This window comes from Variovorax sp. J31P207, from assembly GCF_030316965.1.
Lineage (GTDB): Bacteria > Pseudomonadota > Gammaproteobacteria > Burkholderiales > Burkholderiaceae_C > Variovorax > Variovorax ginsengisoli_B.
In genome coordinates, this window is sequence record NZ_JASZYN010000002.1 from 155,459 (window position 1) to 173,828 (window position 18,370).

The 18,370-nt window shown below is 69.9% G+C and carries 14 protein-coding genes; 10 read left to right on the top strand and 4 right to left on the bottom strand.

The features are described from left to right. Positions 1 to 42: 42 nt before the first annotated feature. The 3 genes from QTI68_RS06365 to QTI68_RS06375 are packed head-to-tail and all read left to right on the top strand — an operon-like array spanning position 43 to position 2,453. Positions 43 to 1,614 carry a sensor histidine kinase gene (locus QTI68_RS06365; protein ID WP_286520413.1) on the top strand — a complete coding sequence of 524 codons (1,572 nt, stop codon included), beginning with the start codon at positions 43 to 45 and terminating at the stop codon, positions 1,612 to 1,614. Beyond that, on the top strand, positions 1,611 to 1,985 hold the full coding sequence (locus QTI68_RS06370; protein ID WP_286520415.1) for a response regulator: 375 nt from the start codon (positions 1,611 to 1,613) through the stop codon (positions 1,983 to 1,985). Before QTI68_RS06365 ends, QTI68_RS06370 begins: the two co-directional genes overlap by 4 nt. Before the next feature lie 21 nt (positions 1,986 to 2,006). Beyond that, positions 2,007 to 2,453 carry a desulfoferrodoxin family protein gene (locus tag QTI68_RS06375; protein ID WP_286520417.1) on the top strand — a complete coding sequence of 149 codons (447 nt, stop codon included), beginning with the start codon at positions 2,007 to 2,009 and terminating at the stop codon, positions 2,451 to 2,453. An 18-nt stretch (positions 2,454 to 2,471) separates the two neighbouring features. On the opposite strand, the gene QTI68_RS06380 is transcribed toward QTI68_RS06375, so the two are convergent. Both QTI68_RS06380 and QTI68_RS06385 read right to left on the bottom strand, forming a co-directional pair. Continuing rightward, positions 2,472 to 3,167 carry a carboxypeptidase regulatory-like domain-containing protein gene (locus tag QTI68_RS06380; protein ID WP_286520418.1) on the bottom strand — a complete coding sequence of 232 codons (696 nt, stop codon included), beginning with the start codon at positions 3,165 to 3,167 and terminating at the stop codon, positions 2,472 to 2,474. Positions 3,168 to 3,285: 118 nt separating this feature from the next. Next, entirely contained in the window at positions 3,286 to 3,849 is a 564-nt protein-coding gene (locus tag QTI68_RS06385) for a hypothetical protein (RefSeq protein ID WP_286520419.1), read from the bottom strand. A 272-nt stretch (positions 3,850 to 4,121) separates the two neighbouring features. On the opposite strand from QTI68_RS06385, the gene QTI68_RS06390 reads away from it, so the two are divergent. Genes QTI68_RS06390 through QTI68_RS06420 form a run of 7 tightly spaced genes read left to right on the top strand, consistent with a single transcriptional unit; the run spans position 4,122 to position 12,697 of the window. After that, on the top strand, positions 4,122 to 5,147 hold the full coding sequence (locus QTI68_RS06390; protein WP_286520420.1) for an HlyD family secretion protein: 1,026 nt from the start codon (positions 4,122 to 4,124) through the stop codon (positions 5,145 to 5,147). Continuing rightward, positions 5,147 to 6,961: an ATP-binding cassette domain-containing protein gene (locus QTI68_RS06395; RefSeq protein WP_286520421.1), complete on the top strand. Its 1,815-nt coding sequence runs from the start codon at positions 5,147 to 5,149 to the stop codon at positions 6,959 to 6,961. Before QTI68_RS06390 ends, QTI68_RS06395 begins: the two co-directional genes overlap by 1 nt. Further along, positions 6,958 to 8,121, top strand: coding sequence for an ABC transporter permease (locus tag QTI68_RS06400; protein ID WP_286520422.1), 1,164 nt, complete (start codon positions 6,958 to 6,960; stop codon positions 8,119 to 8,121). The genes QTI68_RS06395 and QTI68_RS06400 overlap by 4 nt, the downstream gene beginning before the upstream one ends. A gap of 13 nt (positions 8,122 to 8,134) precedes the next feature. Further along, on the top strand, positions 8,135 to 9,265 hold the full coding sequence (locus QTI68_RS06405) for an ABC transporter permease (protein ID WP_286520424.1): 1,131 nt from the start codon (positions 8,135 to 8,137) through the stop codon (positions 9,263 to 9,265). Between the two features lie 19 nt (positions 9,266 to 9,284). Continuing rightward, the gene (locus QTI68_RS06410) at positions 9,285 to 10,781 is read left to right on the top strand and encodes an efflux transporter outer membrane subunit (protein WP_286520426.1); all 1,497 of its coding nucleotides are present in this window, start codon (positions 9,285 to 9,287) and stop codon (positions 10,779 to 10,781) included. Between the two features lie 52 nt (positions 10,782 to 10,833). Continuing rightward, positions 10,834 to 11,748 (top strand): 1-acyl-sn-glycerol-3-phosphate acyltransferase, encoded by a 915-nt coding sequence (locus QTI68_RS06415; protein WP_286520427.1) that lies wholly within the window; start codon positions 10,834 to 10,836, stop codon positions 11,746 to 11,748. Positions 11,749 to 11,803: 55 nt separating this feature from the next. Then, on the top strand, positions 11,804 to 12,697 hold the full coding sequence (locus QTI68_RS06420) for a DMT family transporter (protein WP_286520428.1): 894 nt from the start codon (positions 11,804 to 11,806) through the stop codon (positions 12,695 to 12,697). Between the two features lie 15 nt (positions 12,698 to 12,712). Here the strand turns inward: QTI68_RS06420 and QTI68_RS06425 are convergent, their stop codons facing one another. Then, entirely contained in the window at positions 12,713 to 13,024 is a 312-nt protein-coding gene (locus QTI68_RS06425; RefSeq protein WP_286520429.1) for a nuclear transport factor 2 family protein, read from the bottom strand. A 77-nt stretch (positions 13,025 to 13,101) separates the two neighbouring features. Beyond that, positions 13,102 to 18,360: a non-ribosomal peptide synthetase gene (locus tag QTI68_RS06430; RefSeq protein WP_286520430.1), complete on the bottom strand. Its 5,259-nt coding sequence runs from the start codon at positions 18,358 to 18,360 to the stop codon at positions 13,102 to 13,104. Positions 18,361 to 18,370: the final 10 nt, after the last annotated feature.

Below are 18,370 nucleotides of genomic sequence, written 5' to 3' on the forward strand. Positions count from 1 at the left end.
AGCGGAGGCCTGGCCATCAAACTTGAACAGCTTGTTACGCGCGTGCTCAAGCGGTCACCATTTGCCTGGCTGGTGCTGCGGGTCGCGCACGTCCGGGCCTCGGTCCACACCAAGCTGCTGGTCGCCTTCCTGATCATCACGCTGCTGTTCATCGCGATGGCGGTCGCCAGCCTGCTGCTGCACCTGAACACCACCGCCCAGAGCCGCCTGCTCGACCAGGCCCACGAGCGGGTCAGCTGGTCGCAGCAGAGCCAGTACGCGCTGGGCCGGCAGATGCACTTCACGGCGCTGGCGCTGCTGTCGAAGGACGAGGCCTCGATCGAGCGGATACTGCGCGAGAACAATCGCTTCAACGAGACCCTGGCCAAGCTCGACACCGCCGCGACCGCGGGCCAGAAGGGGCTGATCGACCAGATCCGCGCTTCGCAGGACGACGCCATGGGCGTGGTGGCCGACATCGCCAACGCGATCCGCGACGGCAAGCTGGCGGACATCACGGGCGAGCTGCTGCAGCGCGAGGAGCGCCTCGATGCCGAGATCGCGCAGCGCATGGGCCAGCTGGTGGACGCGGAGCAGAACCGGATGGCGAGCCTGCGCGACAGCGTCGACGCCGCCAACCGCCGCGCGCTGGTCCTGACCTGCGTGTTCGCGGTCAGCGCCGTGCTGCTGGCCTGGCTCTGCGGTTTCGTGATCTCGTGGTCGTTCATCCTGCCGGTGCGCGCGGCCCATGGCTATCTGGACGATGTCGCGGCGGGCAACTTCGGGCGCAGAATCTCGGTCCCCAACCGTGACGAATTCGGAACGCTCGCCGACCGGATGAACCACATGAGCCAGCAACTGCATCGTCTCGACGACTCCCAGCGGCAGGCCGCCGCCAAGCTCGTGGACCTCAACGAGCAGCTGTCGCGCGCCAGCCAGGCCAAGAGCGAGTTCCTGGCCAACATGAGCCACGAGCTGCGCACCCCGATGAACGCGATCCTCGGCTTCAGCGAGATGATGATCGACGGCATCTATGGCGATGTGCCGGAGGTGCTGAAGGAACCGCTGACCGACATCCAGGTCAACGGACGCAACCTGCTGCGGCTGATCAACGACGTGCTCGACCTGTCGAAGATCGAGGCCGGCCGGATGGAAGTCGCGCTCGAGGACTACTCGGTCGGCGACGTGGTGAACACGGTGCGCAGCTCGCTGCGCTCGATCGCGGCCGAGAAGGGCCTGGCGTTCACGGCCCATGTGCCGGACGACCTGCCGGTGGCACGCGGCGACAGCGGCCGTCTCACCCAGTGCCTGACCAACCTGGCGGGCAACGCGCTGAAGTTCACGCGCCAGGGCAGCGTCGACATCGCCGTCGAGCAGGTCGGCGACCAGCTGGTCTATTGCGTCGCCGACACCGGCATCGGCATCGCGGCCCAGGAACTCGACAACATCTTCACCGAGTTCCGCCAGGTCGACACCACCATCACGCGAGAGTTCGGCGGCACCGGGCTGGGCCTCAGCATCTCGAAGAAGTTCGTCGAGCGGCTGGGCGGCCGCATCTGGGTCGAGAGCGAACTGGGCAAGGGCTCGCGGTTCATGTTTTCCGTGCCGCTGCGCGCGGGGGAAGGCGGTTCATGAGCGAGCGCAAGATCCTCTACGTCGAGGACAACGAGTACAACCGCAAGATCGTGCGGCAGCTGCTCAGCCGATCGCCCTGCCGCCTGATCGAGGCGGGCGACGGCGAGACCGGTGTCGCCCTGGCGCGGCAGGAGCTGCCCGACCTGATCCTGATGGACGTGCAACTGCCGAAGATGTCGGGACTCGACGCCACCCGCCTCTTGACCACCGAGGCGCCGACGCGCCACATCCCGATCATCGTCATCACCTCGTACGCCCTGAGCGGCGACCGCGAGAAGGCGATGCAGGCGGGCGCCGCGAGCTATCTCGCCAAACCCTACAGCCCGAGCGCGCTGCTCGCCATGGTGAAGCAGTTCCTGCCGGGTCTCTGAGGCCAACGCACAGGAGGTCGCATGACGAAGACCATCCGCACGGCCGCCGGTGGCGGCCACATGCTGCTGTTGCTGGGGCTGCTCGCCGCCGTCGTGCCGGCACGGGCCGAAGAAGACCAGGCGCAGCAGTTCACGCCCGAGTTCCGGCAGATCCACACCAGCAGCGACCCCAAGCACACGCCGAAGATCATCGCGCCCGACAGCGTCCGGCGCGGCGCCTGGTTCAACGTGACGGTGAGCGTCGGGGTCGGTTCGATGCACCCTTCGCTGCAGGAGCACTTCGTGCGCTACATCGCGCTCTACAAGGACTCGGTGGAAATCGCGCGCGCCTACCTGCACCCGGTGTATTCGGCACCGACCGTGACCTTCACGGTGGCACTCGACGAGGGCGGCTCGCTGCGCGCGGTGGCCGAGCCCACCCATTCCGCGGCCTGGGAGGCGTCCAAGAAGATCAGCGTGCTGCCCTGAGAACCTGTGCCGGGCCGCTCAGCGCGGCTTCATCTCGACCGTGATCTGCGCCGGCTGCTGGTCGCCGACCGTCACGCTGGCCGGCACCATGCCGAGGCGCTCGTGCCAGATCTGCAGCTTGTACGGGCCCGGCGGCAGCTTGTCGAAGGCGAAGCGCCCGTCGGCGCCCGTGACCGCATAGTAGGGGTGCGCCGCCACCACCACCCAGGCCACCATCCAGGCATGCAGGTCGCAGTTGATGCGCACGATCTCGGGCTCGGCGAAGGTGACCGGGATCGTCCGCCCCATGGGCTGCGTGCGGTTGAACGACACGTTGCGCTTCGGCGTCGCGTGGATGTTGTGCAGCAGCCGGTCGCTGTTGAGGAAATCCACCGTGCCGCCGACCGGCACGATCACGACCCGCGGCACGAAGGTGCAGCCCTTCTGGTCGAGTTCGACCTTCTCGGTGCGAGGCGGCAGCGGTGCGCCGGGCGGCGGCGTCTCGATCCAGACCACCGCGTTGCGGATCTCATTGGCGGCGGACAACTGCAGGTCGTCGGCGGGTTTCTCGTTGCCGCACAGGTACTGGTCGATCGTGACCGGCACCTTGACCGGCGCCGGCGGCGAGCCCGCGAACACCACCCGGCCGCGCAACTCGCCGGCGAGGGCGTGTCCGGCCAGGCCGCAGCCCAGGGGCAGCAGCGCCAGAAGCGTGAGGATGCGGGCTGGATTCAACGGAAATCCCCCTTGGGTCGCCTGGCACCGAGTATTGCCGCGCCTGCCGGGGCGTCAATACGTCGAAGTGGGGCGACGCCGACGTCATTCGGCGTAGGACGCTCAGGGCCTGTTCGCCCTACCCGCCCCGCCGCGAGACCAGGCGCCGCAGCGCCGCCCGCACACCCGGCTTGTCCGCCACGCCGATGGCGATCGGGCGATTGCGATAGAGGGCGCGCTGCTCCTCGAGCACGACGCGCAGCGCCGACATGCTGGATTCGCTGTAGGCCCAGACGCCGGTGACGACGAACTGGCCGGGCAGCGCATCGGCCTTGGGGCGGATCTGGACGTTGATGGCGCCGATGCGGTCCATGGTCTCCATGCGCGCGGCCGCCTGCTGGATGCCGCCCCCGAGGATGCTGACGTCGCGCGTGAACGCGAAGCTGATCGCCTGCACCTGGTGGAACTGCTCGGAGATGAAGGCGCAGATCTCGAGGAACACCAGCCGCCCGACATGCCGCTGCTCGTCCCGCACGACCCGGGTCGGCTGGAAATGCTCGATGTGGATTTCCGTACCGCCATTGCTCACGGGCACGGGATCCAGCGTTCCCAGCAGAACGTTGGCGTCGTACACATGCATGGGCTGACCGAGCTGGTAGGGGGCAGCCCCGGGCCCGGTGATCCGGAGTTTCTTGAACGTCATGAAGGGCTTCGCGGGGCGCGCGGGGCCGATTCCCCGGACTTGTTCCGAACGTCTTTGCCTGTTGCCGGGCTTTGCTGGACTTTAAGAGAAGTCCGGCCGCCGATCCGGAGGGCACCGGAAGTTAACGCTCTCCACCTTGACATAGTTCACGCAACTTGGCAGCAATTCACCTGTGCCGGCCCGGCGGGCGGCAAGCAGTCCGCACCCTCCAAAATAAGTTTGAATTTGAATTTGAATTTGATATCATCAGGCCACTCATCCGAGAGCAGCCCATGAACAAGAAACCCCTCCTTGCCGGTGCCGTCGCCCTCCTCGCTGCGGGCGCGTTCGCCATCTGGTACTTCAGCCGCCAGCCAGCCGATGCGCACCAGCTCGTGCTCTACGGCAATGTCGATCTGCGCCAGGTCTCTCTGGCCTTCAATGGCAGCGAGCGCATCGCCAGGCTCTCGGTCCAGGAAGGCGACCGCGTGACGGCCGGGCAGGTGCTGGGCGAGCTCGACACCCGCACCCTGCAGCTGCAGGCGGCCCAGGCCGAGGCCCAGATCGCCAGCCAGGCGCAGGTGCTGCAGCGGCTCAAGGCCGGCAGCCGTCCCGAAGAGGTGGCGCAGTCGCGCGCCCAGGTTGCCGCCGCGCAGGCCGACGCCGAACTGGCCCGCCAGCAGCTCGAGCGGATGCAGGGCATCCGCCAGACCACCGCCGGCCGCGCCGTCAGCCAGCAGGACCTGGACGCCGCGCAGGCGCGCCGCAAGGTCGCCGACGCGCAGCTGGAGAACGCACGCAAGGCGCAGCAGCTGGTGGTCACCGGGCCGCGCAAGGAAGACATCGCGCAGGCCCAGGCGCAGCTCGATGTGGCCACCGCCGCCCTGGCGGTGCTCCGGCACCAGTTGCAGGAAGCGCGGCTGGTCGCGCCGATCGATGCGGTGGTGCGCGCGCGCCTCATGGAGCCCGGCGACATGGCCTCGCCGCAGCGCCCGGTGTTCACGCTCGCGATCACCGATCCCAAGTGGGTCCGGGCCTATGTCACCGAGGCCGACCTGGGCCGGATCAGGCCCGGCATGGCCGCCACGCTGGCAACCGACAGCCACCCCGGTGAGCCGCTGGCCGGCAAGGTCGGCTACATCTCATCGGTGGCCGAGTTCACCCCCAAGACCGTGCAGACCGAAGAGCTGCGCAGCAGCCTGGTCTACGAGATCCGGGTGCTGGCCGATGACCCGGGCGACCGGCTCCGGCTGGGCATGCCCGTGACGGTGCGGCTCGCGCTGGACGCCGGCTCGACGAACGCGGGGAGCAGGCCCTGATGGCCGGCACCGGGCCGGCGCTGGCGGGCCGGGGCCTGCACAAGCGCTTCCAGATCAAGGGCGTGGCGGAGCCGGTGCGCGCGCTCGACGACGTGTCGCTCGAAGTGCCGGCCGGAACCCTCACCGCGCTGGTCGGCCCGGACGGCGCCGGCAAGACCACGCTGCTGCGCCTGGCCGCCGGCCTGATGCGGGCCGACGAAGGCGCGCTGCAGGTGCTCGGCATCGACGTCGCGAAGGATCCGCAGGCGGTGCAGGACCGCATCAGCTACATGCCGCAGCGCTTCGGCCTTTACGAAGACCTCAGCGTGCAGGAGAACCTCGATCTCTACGCCGACCTCCACGGCGTCAGCCGGGCCGCGCGGCAAGCGCGCTACGCCCGCCTGATGGAAATGACCGATCTCGGCCGCTTCACCGCGCGCCCCGCCGGCAAGCTCTCCGGCGGCATGAAGCAGAAGCTGGGGCTGGCCTGCACGCTGGTGCGCTCGCCGGCGCTGCTGCTGCTCGACGAACCGACGGTCGGCGTCGACCCGTTGTCGCGGCGCGAGCTCTGGCAGATCGTGCAGCAGCTGGTCGACGAAGAACATCTGTCGGTGATCGTCAGCACCGCCTATCTCGACGAGGCCGAGCGCTGTGCCCAGGTCTTCGTGCTGCATGGCGGCAAGCTCATCGCGCAAGGCTCGCCCGGCGAGATCCGCGACAACGCGAGGGATCTCTGTTTCGTCGCCACGCCGCCCACCGGCACCGCGCCGCGTACGCTGCAGGCCCACCTGCTCGACGCGCCCGCATCGATCATCGACGCCGTGCCGCAAGGCGGCGAAGTGCGCTTCATCCGGCGGCCCGATGCGCCGGCCGGAGCGCTCGACGCACTGCTGGCCGGCGCACCGGCCCAGCCAGTGGCGGCGCGCCTCGAGGACGGCTTCATGGTGCTGCTGCGCGCGCAGCGGGCCGCCGCCGCCGAGCACCCGCAGCCCGCAACGCAGCCCGTCGCCGCCGACACGCCCGAAGTCGTCATCCAGGTGAAAGACCTGGTGCGCAAGTTCGGCGACTTCACCGCCGTGGCGAGCACCAGCTTCGACGTCCGCCGCGGCGAGATATTCGGCCTGCTCGGCCCCAACGGCGCCGGCAAGACCACCACCTTCCGGATGCTCTGCGGCCTGCTGCCGGCCAGCAGCGGCTTCCTGCAGGTGGCCGGCGTCAACCTGCGCACCGCCCGCGCCCAGGCACGGGCGCGCATCGGCTACGTCTCGCAGAAGTTCGCGCTCTACGGCAACCTCACCGTGGCCGAGAACCTGCAATTCTTCGGCGGCGCCTACGGCCTGCGCGGCGATCGGCTGCACGATCGCATCCGGACCGTGCTGCGCCAGTTCGACCTGGTCGGCCAGGAGAGCGCCACCAGCGGCCAGCTGCCCGGCGGCTTCAAGCAGCGCCTGGCGATGGCGACCGGCCTGCTGCACGAACCCGAGATCCTGTTCCTGGACGAGCCCACCAGCGGCACCGATCCGCTGGCGCGGCGCGAGTTCTGGCGGCGCATCACGGCGCTGGCCGCCGGCGGCGTGACCGTGATCATCACCACCCACTTCATGGAAGAGGCCGAGTACTGCGACCGCATCGTGATCCAGGACGCCGGCAAGCTGCTCGCCATCGGCACGCCGCGGGAGGTGCGGGTGCAGGCCGGCAGCGCGGCCGACAGCCGGCTCAGCATGGAAGACGCCTTCATCGACATCGTCAGACATGCGCGCGAAGCCGGCCAGAGATCCACGCCGGCGGCGCGCGACCGCGCACCGGCCACGCCCCTGCGAGGAGCCAGCGCATGACCGCACCGGCCCAGCCGCAGCCCGACGCGCCGCGCAGCCGCTTCTGGCCGCGGCTGATCGCGCTCACGCGCAAGGAATCCCGCCAATTGATGCGCGACCCCAGCAGCCTGGCGATCGGCATCCTGCTGCCCATCCTGCTGATCCTGATCTTCGGCTACGGGCTCTCGCTCGACGTCAAGAACGCGCCGATCGCCGTGGTGCTCGAAGACACCTCTCCCACCGCGGTGCAGGCGGTCTCCGGCCTGCAGCTCACGCCCTACATCTCGCCGGTCATGCTGACATCGATGCGCGAGGCCGAGGCCCTCATGCACCAGCGCAAGGTCGACGGCATCGTGCGCGTGCCGGGCGACTTCTCGCGCCGGCTCGCTGCGGGCGACGCGAGCATCCAGCTGATCGTGCATGGCGCCGATGCGGGCAAGGCCACCATCGTGCTGCGCTATGCGAGCAGCGCGCTGGCGCAGGATGCCCTGCGCGTGGCGGACCGCGCCGGCGGCGGCACGCCGCCGGGCATCGGCAGGGTCACGATCGAGCAACGCATGTGGTTCAACGCGGCCAACGACAGCACGTGGTACCTGGTGCCGGGGCTCATCGTGCTCATCATGACGCTGGTCGGCGCCTTCCTCACCGCACTGGTGATGGCGCGCGAATGGGAACGCGGCACGCTGGAGGCGCTGTTCGTCACGCCCGTGCGGCCGGTGGAGATCCTGCTGGCGAAGATCATCCCGTACTTCGGCATCGGCATGGCCGGCCTGCTGCTGTGCCTGGTGGCGGCACGCTTCCTGTTCGAGGTGCCGATGTACGGCTCGCTCGCCGTCATCGTGATCAGCGCGATGCTCTACCTGATCGTCGCCGTCGCCGTGGGCCTCGTGATCTCCTCCGTCACGCGCAACCAGTTTCTCGCCAGCCAGGTCGCGCTGATCTCGAGCTTCCTGCCGTCGCTGATGCTGTCGGGCTTTCTGTTCGACCTGCGCAACGTCCCGACGGCCGTCCGCATCGTCGGGCAGGTGCTGCCGGCGACCTACTTCATGGAGCTGATCCGCACGCTCTTCCTCGCGGGCAACGTGTGGCCGCTGATCCTGCGCAACTGCGCCATCCTGCTCGCCTATGCGGTGGTGCTGCTCGGCGTCGCGCGCTTCGTCACCCGCAAGAAGCTGGACTGAAGGACAACGACCCATGAACGGCTCATTCATCGAATTCCTGCGGCGCGTGGCACATCTTTGCCGCAAGGAACTGCTGGTCATCCTCAAGGACCCTTCCAGCCGCGTGATCCTGGTCGTGCCGGCACTCATGCAGAGCCTGCTCTTCGGCTACGCCGCCACCTACGACCTGACGCATGTCGACTACGCGCTGCTCGACCAGAGCCGCAGCGGCGCATCGACCGCCCTGATCGCCAAGCTCGACGGCACGGGCGTGTTCCGCCGTGCCGCCACGCTCGATTCGCCGGTCCAGATCGCGCCCATCGTCAACGCCCAGGAGGCGCTGGTCGTCATCCAGATCGGGCCGCAGTTCGAGCGGCAGCTCGACGCCGGCGAGCAGGCGCCCATCCAGCTCATCCTCGACGCGCGCAACTCCAACACCGCCGGCTCGGCGGCGGGCTTCGTCGGCTCCGTCGTGGAGGCCTTCAACGTCGAGTGGCGCCAGCGGCATGGCGGCGCGCAGGCGCCGGTGCGGATCGAATCGCGCGCCTGGTTCAACCCCAACCTGGAGACGCGCTGGAACTTCATGCCGGGCATGATCGCCGCGCTCAGCATGATCCAGACCTTGCTGCTGACCGCGCTGTCGGTGGCGCGCGAACGCGAGCAGGGCACCTTCGACCAGCTGCTCGTCACGCCGCTCTCGCCGACCGAGATCATGATCGGCAAGGCAGTGCCGCCGGTGTTCATCGGGCTGGTGCAGTCCACCCTGGTGCTGCTGGTGACGCTGCTGTGGTTCAGGGTGCCGATGGCCGGGTCGCTGGTCACGCTCTACACCGGCCTGGTCTTCTTCACGGTCGCCAGCGTGGGCATCGGGCTGTCGATCTCGGCCGTGTCGGCCAATATGCAGCAGGCGATGCTCTACACCTTCGTGCTGATCATGCCGATGATGCTGCTGTCGGGCCTGACCACCCCGGTGAGCAACATGCCGCGCGCGCTGCAGATCGCGACGCTGGCCAACCCGCTGCGTTTCGCCATCGATCTCGTGCAGCGGGTGTACCTCGAGGGCGTCGGGCTGCTCACGGTCTGGCACAACCTCATCCCGCTTTTCATCATCGCGGCGATCACCCTGCCGCTGGCCGCCTGGCTGTTCCGCCATCGCCTGGTCTGAAGCTTCCAAGGACATCGACATGACGATCTCTCTTCGCTCCCCGTACTGCGCGGCCTGGCTGGCGGCGCTGACGCTGGCCGGTTGTGCGGTCGGCCCCGACTTCAAGCCCGAAACGCCCGCGGCGCCACCGAGCTTCGCCGCCTGGCACGGCGGCTCGCCGGCGCTGATCCCGCCGCAGGCGCGCACGGACACGCCGGCGCCCGCCGGCTGGACGATGTTCGGCGACCCGGTGCTCGATGCGCTGGAGGCGCGCGCGCTGGCCGCCAACGCCGACCTCCAGACCGCCGCGCTGCGCTTCCTGCAGAGCCGCGCACAGCGCAGCGTCGTCGAATCGCAGAAGGCCCCGCAGATCAACGCCAGCGCCGGCGTGACACGGCTGCGCCAGAGCGAGAACGGCGAGACAAGGCGGCTGCTCGACGCCATCAATCCGCCCAACCAGGAACAACTGATCCAGGTGCTGAGCGAGCCGCACTACTTCTACCAGGCCGGCTTCGATGCCTCGTGGGAACTCGACCTCTGGGGCCGCATTCGGCGCGCGGTCGAATCCGCGGACGCCAACGTCAGCGCCTCGCAGGCCCTGCTCGCCCAGGCGCAGCTCAGCGTGCAGGCCGAGGTCGCGCGCCGTTACTTCGAGTTGCGTGCGGCGCAGCGCCAGATCAAGATCGCCCGCGAAGACATCGCCGCCGCCGAGGAGACCCTGGAACTGATCAAGGCCCGCGCCGACGGCGGCCTGACGACCGACCTCGACGTGACGCGCCAGAGCGCGCAGGCGGCCGATCTGCGGGCGCGCCTGCCGCAGCTGCTGGCCCAGGAAGCGCTGGCCATCAACCAGATCACGCTGCTGCTCGGCGACCGGCCCGGTGCGCTGCAGTCGCAGCTCGCGGCCCCGTCCGATGCGGCCGCTGCCGCCGCCCTGCCCGACCTTTCGCTGGGCCTGCCTTCGGACATGGCACTGCGCCGGCCCGACATCCAGGTCGCCCAGGCGCAGCTGCACGCCGCCACCGCCAACATCGGCGTGGCGGTGGCCGACCTGTACCCGCGCATCACCATCGGCGCGGGCTTCGGCTTCCAGTCGGTGGATGGCGACAGCTTTGCCGACTGGGGCAGTCGGCAATGGTCCATCGGTCCCAGCCTGCAGGTGCCGATCTTCGACGGCGGCCGCCGCCGCGCCACCGTGACCCTGCGCGAACTGCAGCAGCAGGAAGCGGCGGTGAGCTATCAGCAGACCGTGCTGAAGGCCTGGCACGAGATCGACGATGCCCTGAGCGCCTACACGGCCGAGCGGCTGCGCAACGTGCAGCTCGCCGAGCGCGAACGCAGCAGCCGCGACGCGCTGCAGCTGGCCCGGGTGCGCTACGACCACGGCCTGACCGACTTCCTGGTGCAGCTCGACGCCCAGCGCACCTGGCTGCAGGCGCAGCGCGAGTACACCGAGAGCACGAGCCGGCTGGCGCTGGGTCTGGTGGCGGTGTCGAAGGCGCTCGGCGGCGCCGGTGAACTGGCGGCGAAGTCCTGACCCGCCGGGCGCAGCCGCCGATCGGTCCGGCATGTGCGTACGATGTCGGCAGATGACCGCCGCCTCGTCGCCATGGGTCGAGACCCTGACCGAACTCAACATCCTCGACCTGCTGGATGCGATCGGCCTGTCGCGCCTGCGCGGCACGCCGTTGCGCCACCTGTTGCGGCCCGCGGCCCGCCGCTTCGCCCGGACTGCGCACGAGTTCGACACCCGGGTCGGCGACCATGGCCTCGCGCAGGGCAGCGCCTGGCTGATGGACCGGATGACCGCCGGCCTCGTCACCTCGGGGCTGGAACATGTTCCGACGCAAGGCCCCGTGGTCATCCTGGCGAACCACCCGGGAATGACCGACACGGTCGCACTCTTCACCAGTCTCGCGTCCCGTCCCGACCTGCGGGTGATCGCTGCGGATCGGCCATTTCTTCGCGCCCTGCCGAACGTCGCGCGGCAGCTGATCTTCCTGCCGGATGATGAAGATGGCGGGCGGATGGCCGTCGTTCGGGCCGCCGCCCGGCATTTGCACGAAGGCGGCGCCCTGCTGACCTTCCCGGCCGGAGAGATCGAGCCCGACCCCGCCACCTTCGGTGCGCAGCGGGCCACGGCGTCGTTGCGGAACTGGTCCGGCAGCTATGCCTTGTTCGCCCGGCTGGCGCCGGCCACGCGCTTCGTGCCCGCGCTGGTGAGCCATGTCATCTCGCCGGATGCGCAGCGGCATCCGCTCACGCGGCTGCGCCGCACGGCGCACGACAAGGAGAAGCTCGCCGCGGCACTGCAGGTGGCACTGCCGCGCTACCGGGGTCTGGTCGCCAGGGTCAGCTTCGGCCATCCGGCGAGCGCAGGAGCGGACGAGGCGCAGGCGCTCGGCGCGGCCATCACGGCGCGGATGCGCCAGCTCATCGACGCGGAAGTGCCCGACGACCGCACAGGCTACAGTCGGCCAGACCCCGACGTTCGCAGCGCCTGAGACAGGCGCCAAGGACACGGCCTTTCCCCGGCCACCGCCGCGAGACAACCTGCCCATGCACTCGACTGGAACCCTGCGCGGCATCGCCGCGATGCTGCTGGCTTGCGCCTTCTTCGCCGGCATGGACGCGCTGCTCAAGAACCTGGCCGGGCACTACCCGCCGGTGCAGGTGATGGCACTGCGCGGTCTCACGGCCCTGCCCCTGGTGTGCCTGTACATCGCCTGGCGGCGCGAGGCCGCCGGCGTTTTCAGCCGCCGGCTGCGTTGGCGCCTGCACCTGCTGCGCACCACGCTGAACATGACGATGCTCGTGCTCTTCGTCTATGGCCTGAAGACCCTGGGCCTGGCCGAAGCCTACACGCTGAGTTTCATCGCTCCGCTGCTGATGGTGCTGATCGCCGTGCCGATGCTGGGCGAGTCGGTCCAGCCGCGGCACTGGATCGCGATCGGGCTGGGCTTCGTCGGTGTCCTCATCGCACTGCGGCCCGAGCAGGGTGCCTTCCTCTCGATGGGTGCGCTGGCGGTGCTGGTGGCCGCAGTCTGCTATGCGCTGTCGAACATGCTGGGCCGGCTCATCAGCCGCACCGAATCGAGCGCCGCGCTGGTGTTCTGGACGACGGCCGGCATGGCGGTGGGCGGCAGCCTGTTGGCGGCGCCGCAATGGGTGCCGATCCAGGCCCAGCACCTGGGGGTGCTTGCGGGTCTGGCCATCAGCGGCTTTCTGGGCCAGATGGCCATCGCCGAGGCCTTCCGCCACGGCCAGGCCGCCGCCATCGCGCCCTTCGAATACAGCGCCCTCGCCTGGGCGCTCGCGCTGGACTGGCTGTTCTGGCGTGCCGCGCCCGATGCATGGACGCTGTGCGGCGGCGCGCTGATCATCGCGAGCGGACTGTGGCTGGCGCGAAGCGAAGCGCCAAGGTCGGCACGGCAGAAGCGGCAGGCCGCCTGAGCCGCCGACGCTGGGTCAGGGCATGGTGGCGGTCGCCGTCGTGGCTTGCGTCATGACGGTGGCCCATGCACCGTCGATGCGCTTCCAGACCTCCACGACCCACAGCCCGCCGCTGAAAAAGCGAGTGACCACAAGGTCGCCCTGCTGTTCGTGCTGCTCGCGTTCGCGCGGAACATAGGGCCGCTGCTCCTGCGAATGAAGGTTGCCGATCCGTTCGGACCGAGACATGAATTGGCCGTTCTGCTGGACAGTCGTGAAGTCGTTCGCGGTGTACCTGCCCCACTGCGCCGCATCCACGGCATAGAAGGCTTCGTCGCGTGCGCGCATGGCAGCTCGAAGGTCGGAAGGGAGAGTGGTCGCATCAGTCATGGGGGCACTGTAGCGCCCATGGCCCAAGGTCTGCGCTACTTCGCCGTCTGTTCGAAGCCGCGCCGGGCGGCCTCGCCAGCATCGAGGTTCTCCTCGCGAGCCAGCTGCCCCAGCGTCTCGTAGACGAAGCGTGGCGGCTGGATCCGCCAGCCATGGCGCTCGCGGATCGCCATCACCGCGCGCATCGCCAGCAGCGAATGACCTCCCAGGTCGAAGAAGTTGTCGCGCAGGTCGACGGTGTCGACCCCGAGCAGTTCGCACCAGACCTCGGCGATGGCGCACTCGGCAGGCGTGCTCGGCGCCGCACGCTGGGGGTGGTTGGCCGGCCTCGGGTCGACCCGAGGCGGCGGCAAGGCATTCCGGTCGATCTTGCCATTGGGCAGCAGCGGCAGGCCGTCGAGCGTCACGAAGTGCTGCGGCAGCATGTACTCGGGCAGGTGTGTGCGCAGATGGTCGCGCAGCACGGTCGGGTCGGGCGCCTCGCCGCGCGGGACGATGTAGGCCACCAGGCGCACGTCGTCCTCGCTCTGCGAATGGGTTGCGACAACGGCTTCGGCCACTGCCGCATGGTCGTGCAGTGCAGCCTCGATCTCGCCCAGCTCGATGCGCAGGCCGCGCAGCTTCACCTGCCGGTCGAGCCGTCCAAGGTGCTCCAGCCAGCCGTCATGACGCCAGCGACCCAGGTCGCCGGTGCGGTAGTAGCGCGCGCCCGGCTCCTGGCTGTCGAGGTCGGGCGGGAATCGGTCGGCAGTGAGTTCATCGCGACGGTGGTAGCCCAGCGACACGCCCGCGCCGCCGATGCAAAGCTCGCCGGGTACGCCGATCGGGCACAGCTGACCGCCGGCGTCGCGCACCTGGATGTCGGTGTTGTCGATGGGCCGGCCGATGGAAATGCCCTCGCGCGGCGCCGTCACGCGCCACACGCTCGACCACACGGTGGTCTCCGTCGGCCCGTACATGTTCCAGAGTTGGACGCCGCTGTCGAGCAACTGTACGGCCAGCGCGGCCGGCAGCGCCTCGCCGCCGATCAGCGCCTTGAAGTGCGGCACCCCGCCAGGGCGATGCCAGCCGGCACCGAGCAGCATGCGCCAGAGTGTCGGCGTGGCCTGCATGACGGTGGCGCGCTCGCGCGCGATCAGGGCCCGCAGCGAATGCGGGTCTTGCACCTGCGCCGCGCCGGCCAGCACGACGCGCGCGCCGACGGCCAGCGGCAGCAGCAACTCGAGGACCGCGATGTCGAAGGAAAGCGTCGTGACCGCGACGAGGCGATCGTCCGCGTCGAGTCCCGGCTCCCGGGCCATGCTCGCCAGGAAGTTCACGACCGCACGGTGCGGCACCGCCACGCCCTTGGGCTGGCCGGTCGAGCCCGAGGTGTAGATCAGGTAGGCCGGGTCCAGCGGACCGGCATCCTGCGACGCATCGGGCGCGAGCGCCTCGCCCTGCTCTGGCGCCAGGTCGCGGTCGATGTCGAGCGCCAGCACCGGCACGCCGGCGGAGGCGAGCCAGTCTGCCGGCACGCCGCGCGTGACGAGTGCCGACAGGCCGGCGTCTGCGGCCATGAAACGCAGGCGCTCCTCCGGAAACCCCGGGTCGAGCGGCACGTAGGCCGCGCCCGACTTGAGCACGCCCAGCAGCGCCACCAGCAGGCCGGCGTCGCGGGCGACACCCAGGCCCACGCGGTGGCCCCGGCCGATGCCGTGGGCGCGCAGCGAGCGCGCGAGGGCATTGCCGCGGGCTTCGAGTTCGCCGAACGAGAGCACGGCGCCCTGCGCGTCGACCACCGCCACCGCGTCGTCGGTGACCGCGCGGGCAACGCTCAGGTACCGATGCACCACCTGGTCCGCAGGCAACGGACGCTGCGTGGCGTTCCAGCCGTTGCGCAGGACGGCCTGCTGGGCCGGCGAGACGATCGGGATCTGCGACAGCGGCAGCGACGGCGTGGCGAGCAGCCGCTCGACCAGCGCGAGGTAGTTCTCGAGCATGCGCTCGACGGTGGCATGCGCGTAGAGGTCGGTGGAGTACTCGAAGTGCACGCGGTGCGTGAACTCGGTGTCGATGTGGACCGACAGGTCGAACTGCGCTGTGGCGCGGTCGAAGGGGAATTCCTCCACCTCCAGGCCGGCATGGTCGAGCCGGCCGAGCGGCGCGTTCAGCACGTTGAAGAGCACGCGCACCAGTCCCTCGGCGTGCACGGCGCGATCGTGGCCGAGCGACTCGACCAGTTCGTCGAAGGGCGCTTCCTGGTGCGCATAGGCTTCGATGGCGGTGGCGCGCACGCGCTGCACGAGCGTGTCGAAGCTCGGGTCGCCACCGAGGTCGGTGCGCATCACCAGCGTATTGACCAGCGTGCCGACCAGGTGCTCGGCAGCGAAGCGGTGGCGGTTGGCGACCGGCGTTCCCACGGCGATGTCGGTGCTGCGCGCCTGGCGCGCGAGCATCAGCTTGAAGGCCGCGAGAAGTACGACGAAGGGCGTGGCCGAAACCCGGGCGCCGTACCTGCGGATGGCGGTGCGCAGGCCGACCGGCACCATGGCGGAAACCCGTGCGCCGTGGAAGCTGGGGCGCAGCGGCCGCACGAAATCGGTCGGCAGGTCGAGCGGCGCCAGGTGCGCGAGCCGCTCGCGCCAGTAGTCCATCTGCGGCCGGCGCTGCGCCACCGACGCGGGGCTGCGCTGCCACGCGGCGTAGTCGGCGTACTCGATCGGGATCGGATCCAGCGCGTGCGCTCGGCCTTCCTTCCACGCCGCATAGGCGCCAAGCGCCTCGCGCATCAGCACGGCGAAGGACCAGTTGTCGGCGATGGCATGGTGCATCACCCACAGCAGCACATGGTCGTTCGCGCCCAGCTGCAGTACCGTGGCATGGTGCAGCGGTGCGCGGTCGAGTGCGAAGGGCCTGTCCAGCCGCTCGGCCAGCAGCGCGCGGGCGCGTGCCAGCCGGTCGGGGCATGCAGCCAGGTCGATCCGTTCGATCGGCGCATGCGCCGTCGGTTCGATGAGCTGCATCGGCTCGACACCGTCGAGCACGAGGCGCGTGCGCAGGCTTTCGTGGCGCTCGACCATGAAGTCGAACGCGCGCTGCAGCAGCGCCACATCGAGCGCACCGCGGATGCGCAGCGAGACCGCGACGTTGTAGGCCGTGGAAGCCGGATCGAACTGCTGGATGACCCACATGCGCCGCTGCGACAGCGACACCGGCAGCGGCGCGCCACGCGGCATGCGCGCAATGGCCACAGGCACGACCGGCGCGACGCCGCCAAGCTCGGCCTGCAGGCGTGTGACATGGTCGGCGAGCGCCGCCACGCTGGTGTGGTCGAACAACGCGGCGAGCGGCAGCTCGACCCCGAGCTGCTGGCTCACGCGCGAGGCCACCTGCGCCATCAGCAGCGACGTGCCACCCAGCTCGAAGAAGTTCTCATGCACGCCGAAGGCGGTGGTGTCGAGCACCTCGCGCCAGATCTCCCAGACCTCCTGTTCGGCGGCGGCGCGCGGCATCGAGTGCATCGTCGTCGCGAGTCCCTCGTCGGCCGCGTCGTCGGCGCCTGGCGGCGTCGCTTCCCGTGCGAAGACGGCCTGGACGTCGAGCGTCCCGTCAAGGTAGCGCTGCCGAATGGCGCGCCGCTGGATCTTGCCGCTGGAGCTGCGCTGCAGCGAGCCGGAGCGCACCAGCACCACCGCCTCGACCGGCAGGCCGTGCGCCTCGCCGATGGCACGGCGCACTGCAGCCGCTGCGGCCTGCGCGGCATCGTCGCCGGTACGGCGCTCGGTCTCGAGCGCCAGCACCAGCGCCTCGCCGTCGGGCGTCTCGACCGAGAAGGCGGCACCGTAGCCGGGCCGCAGCGCCGGGTGTGCATGCTCGGCAGTCCACTCGATGTCTTGCGGGTAGTGGTTGCCGCCGTGGACGATCACCAGGTCCTTCAGCCGGCCCGTGACGAAGAGCTCGCCGTCGGCCACGAAGCCGAGGTCGCCGGTGCGCAGGAAGGGTCCGTCGACATCGGCCAGGCGCGCGCCGAAGCCGGCTTCGGTCAGCTCCGGCTGGCGCCAATAGCCCTGGCCGACGCTGGACGACTGCACCCAGATCTCGCCCACCGCGTCGGGCGCTGCCACGACGCCGGTCGCCGGATCGACGATGCTCAGCGTGGTATGCATGAGCGGCAGGCCGCAGCCCACGATGCGGACAGCCCCCGCGCCGTCGCACCGCGCCGGCAGGACGCGATCCTGCTGGAGCGCATGGGCGTCGAGCGCCATCATGCGCGGCGGCCGGTGGGCCGTCGACAAGGTGACGCCCAGCACCGTCTCGGCCATGCCGTAGGCGGGCATGAAGGCTTCGGGACGCAGGCCGGCGGCACCGAACACGTCGAGAACACGCTCGATCGCATCGGCACGCAGCGGCTCGGCGCCGCAGCTGAGCGACACCAGCGACGAAAGATCACTGGCCAGCGGCGCACCGGCGAGCGCCCGCAGACAGGCCACGTACGCCGACATCGGCGCCCCGGTGTGCGTGATGCGCAGGGCATCGACGGCTTCGAGCCACCTGAGCGGTCGGCGCAGGAAGGTCAGCGGCGACATCAGCCAGCTGGTGGCGCCGGCATGGAAGGGCACCAGCAGCCCGCAGACCAGGCCATAGTCGTGGAAGTGCGGCAGCCAGGTCAGCGTGCGGGAATGGGTGTCGAGCCGGCCCGCCGCGTCGAGCGCCTGCACGTTGGCCAGCGCCTGCGCATGGCTGATGCGCACGCCACGTGGTGCAAGCGTCGACCCCGAGGTGTACTGGAGGTAGGCCAATGCGTCGGCGTCGACGAACGGCAACTGGCCAGGCATGCCGGGTTCGACCGTCTCGAGTTCGGCCGACGAGATCCATCGCGCCACAGTGAACAGGGAGGGCTCGAGCGCCTGGCGCGCGCTGTCGAGCAGGTCGGCTGCGGTCCATACCAGCGCGGCGCCGGTGTCCTCGAGGATGCCGCGCAGTCTCGGCGCCGATCGCAGCAGCCGCACCGGGTCGGGTGCCGGAACCGGCACCGCGACGCAGCCACAGAGCACGCAGGCCCAGAACGCACGCACGAAATCCAGACCCGGCGGCAGGGCCAGCAGCACGCGCTCTCCCGGCCGGGCGAGCGCACCCAGACGGGCGGCCAGGCGGTGGCAGTCGATCGACAGGTCCCCATAGCTCGACTGTTCAGCGGGCGACAGGTCATCCTTCAGGAAGACGTAGGCGAGACGGTCTGAGTGCTCGGTACAGCGCGACTCGAAAACGGCGGTCAGGGAGTTCGGGAGCACGAGGCCTGCGTCATGGTTCATGGTATTGGGC

What these genes read in the sequence shown, in the direction of transcription:
- QTI68_RS06370 (WP_286520415.1), top strand. Translation starts at nt 1,611, where the DNA reads ATGAGCGAGCGCAAGATCCTCTACGTCGAGGACAACGAGTACAACCGC.
- QTI68_RS06430 (WP_286520430.1), bottom strand. Translation starts at nt 18,360, where the DNA reads ATGAACCATGACGCAGGCCTCGTGCTCCCGAACTCCCTGACCGCCGTT.
- QTI68_RS06405 (WP_286520424.1), top strand. Translation starts at nt 8,135, where the DNA reads ATGAACGGCTCATTCATCGAATTCCTGCGGCGCGTGGCACATCTTTGC.
- QTI68_RS06400 (WP_286520422.1), top strand. Translation starts at nt 6,958, where the DNA reads ATGACCGCACCGGCCCAGCCGCAGCCCGACGCGCCGCGCAGCCGCTTC.
- QTI68_RS06410 (WP_286520426.1), top strand. Translation starts at nt 9,285, where the DNA reads ATGACGATCTCTCTTCGCTCCCCGTACTGCGCGGCCTGGCTGGCGGCG.
- QTI68_RS06395 (WP_286520421.1), top strand. Translation starts at nt 5,147, where the DNA reads ATGGCCGGCACCGGGCCGGCGCTGGCGGGCCGGGGCCTGCACAAGCGC.
- QTI68_RS06385 (WP_286520419.1), bottom strand. Translation starts at nt 3,849, where the DNA reads ATGACGTTCAAGAAACTCCGGATCACCGGGCCCGGGGCTGCCCCCTAC.
- QTI68_RS06390 (WP_286520420.1), top strand. Translation starts at nt 4,122, where the DNA reads ATGAACAAGAAACCCCTCCTTGCCGGTGCCGTCGCCCTCCTCGCTGCG.
- QTI68_RS06425 (WP_286520429.1), bottom strand. Translation starts at nt 13,024, where the DNA reads ATGCGCGCACGCGACGAAGCCTTCTATGCCGTGGATGCGGCGCAGTGG.
- QTI68_RS06375 (WP_286520417.1), top strand. Translation starts at nt 2,007, where the DNA reads ATGACGAAGACCATCCGCACGGCCGCCGGTGGCGGCCACATGCTGCTG.
- QTI68_RS06420 (WP_286520428.1), top strand. Translation starts at nt 11,804, where the DNA reads ATGCACTCGACTGGAACCCTGCGCGGCATCGCCGCGATGCTGCTGGCT.
- QTI68_RS06415 (WP_286520427.1), top strand. Translation starts at nt 10,834, where the DNA reads ATGACCGCCGCCTCGTCGCCATGGGTCGAGACCCTGACCGAACTCAAC.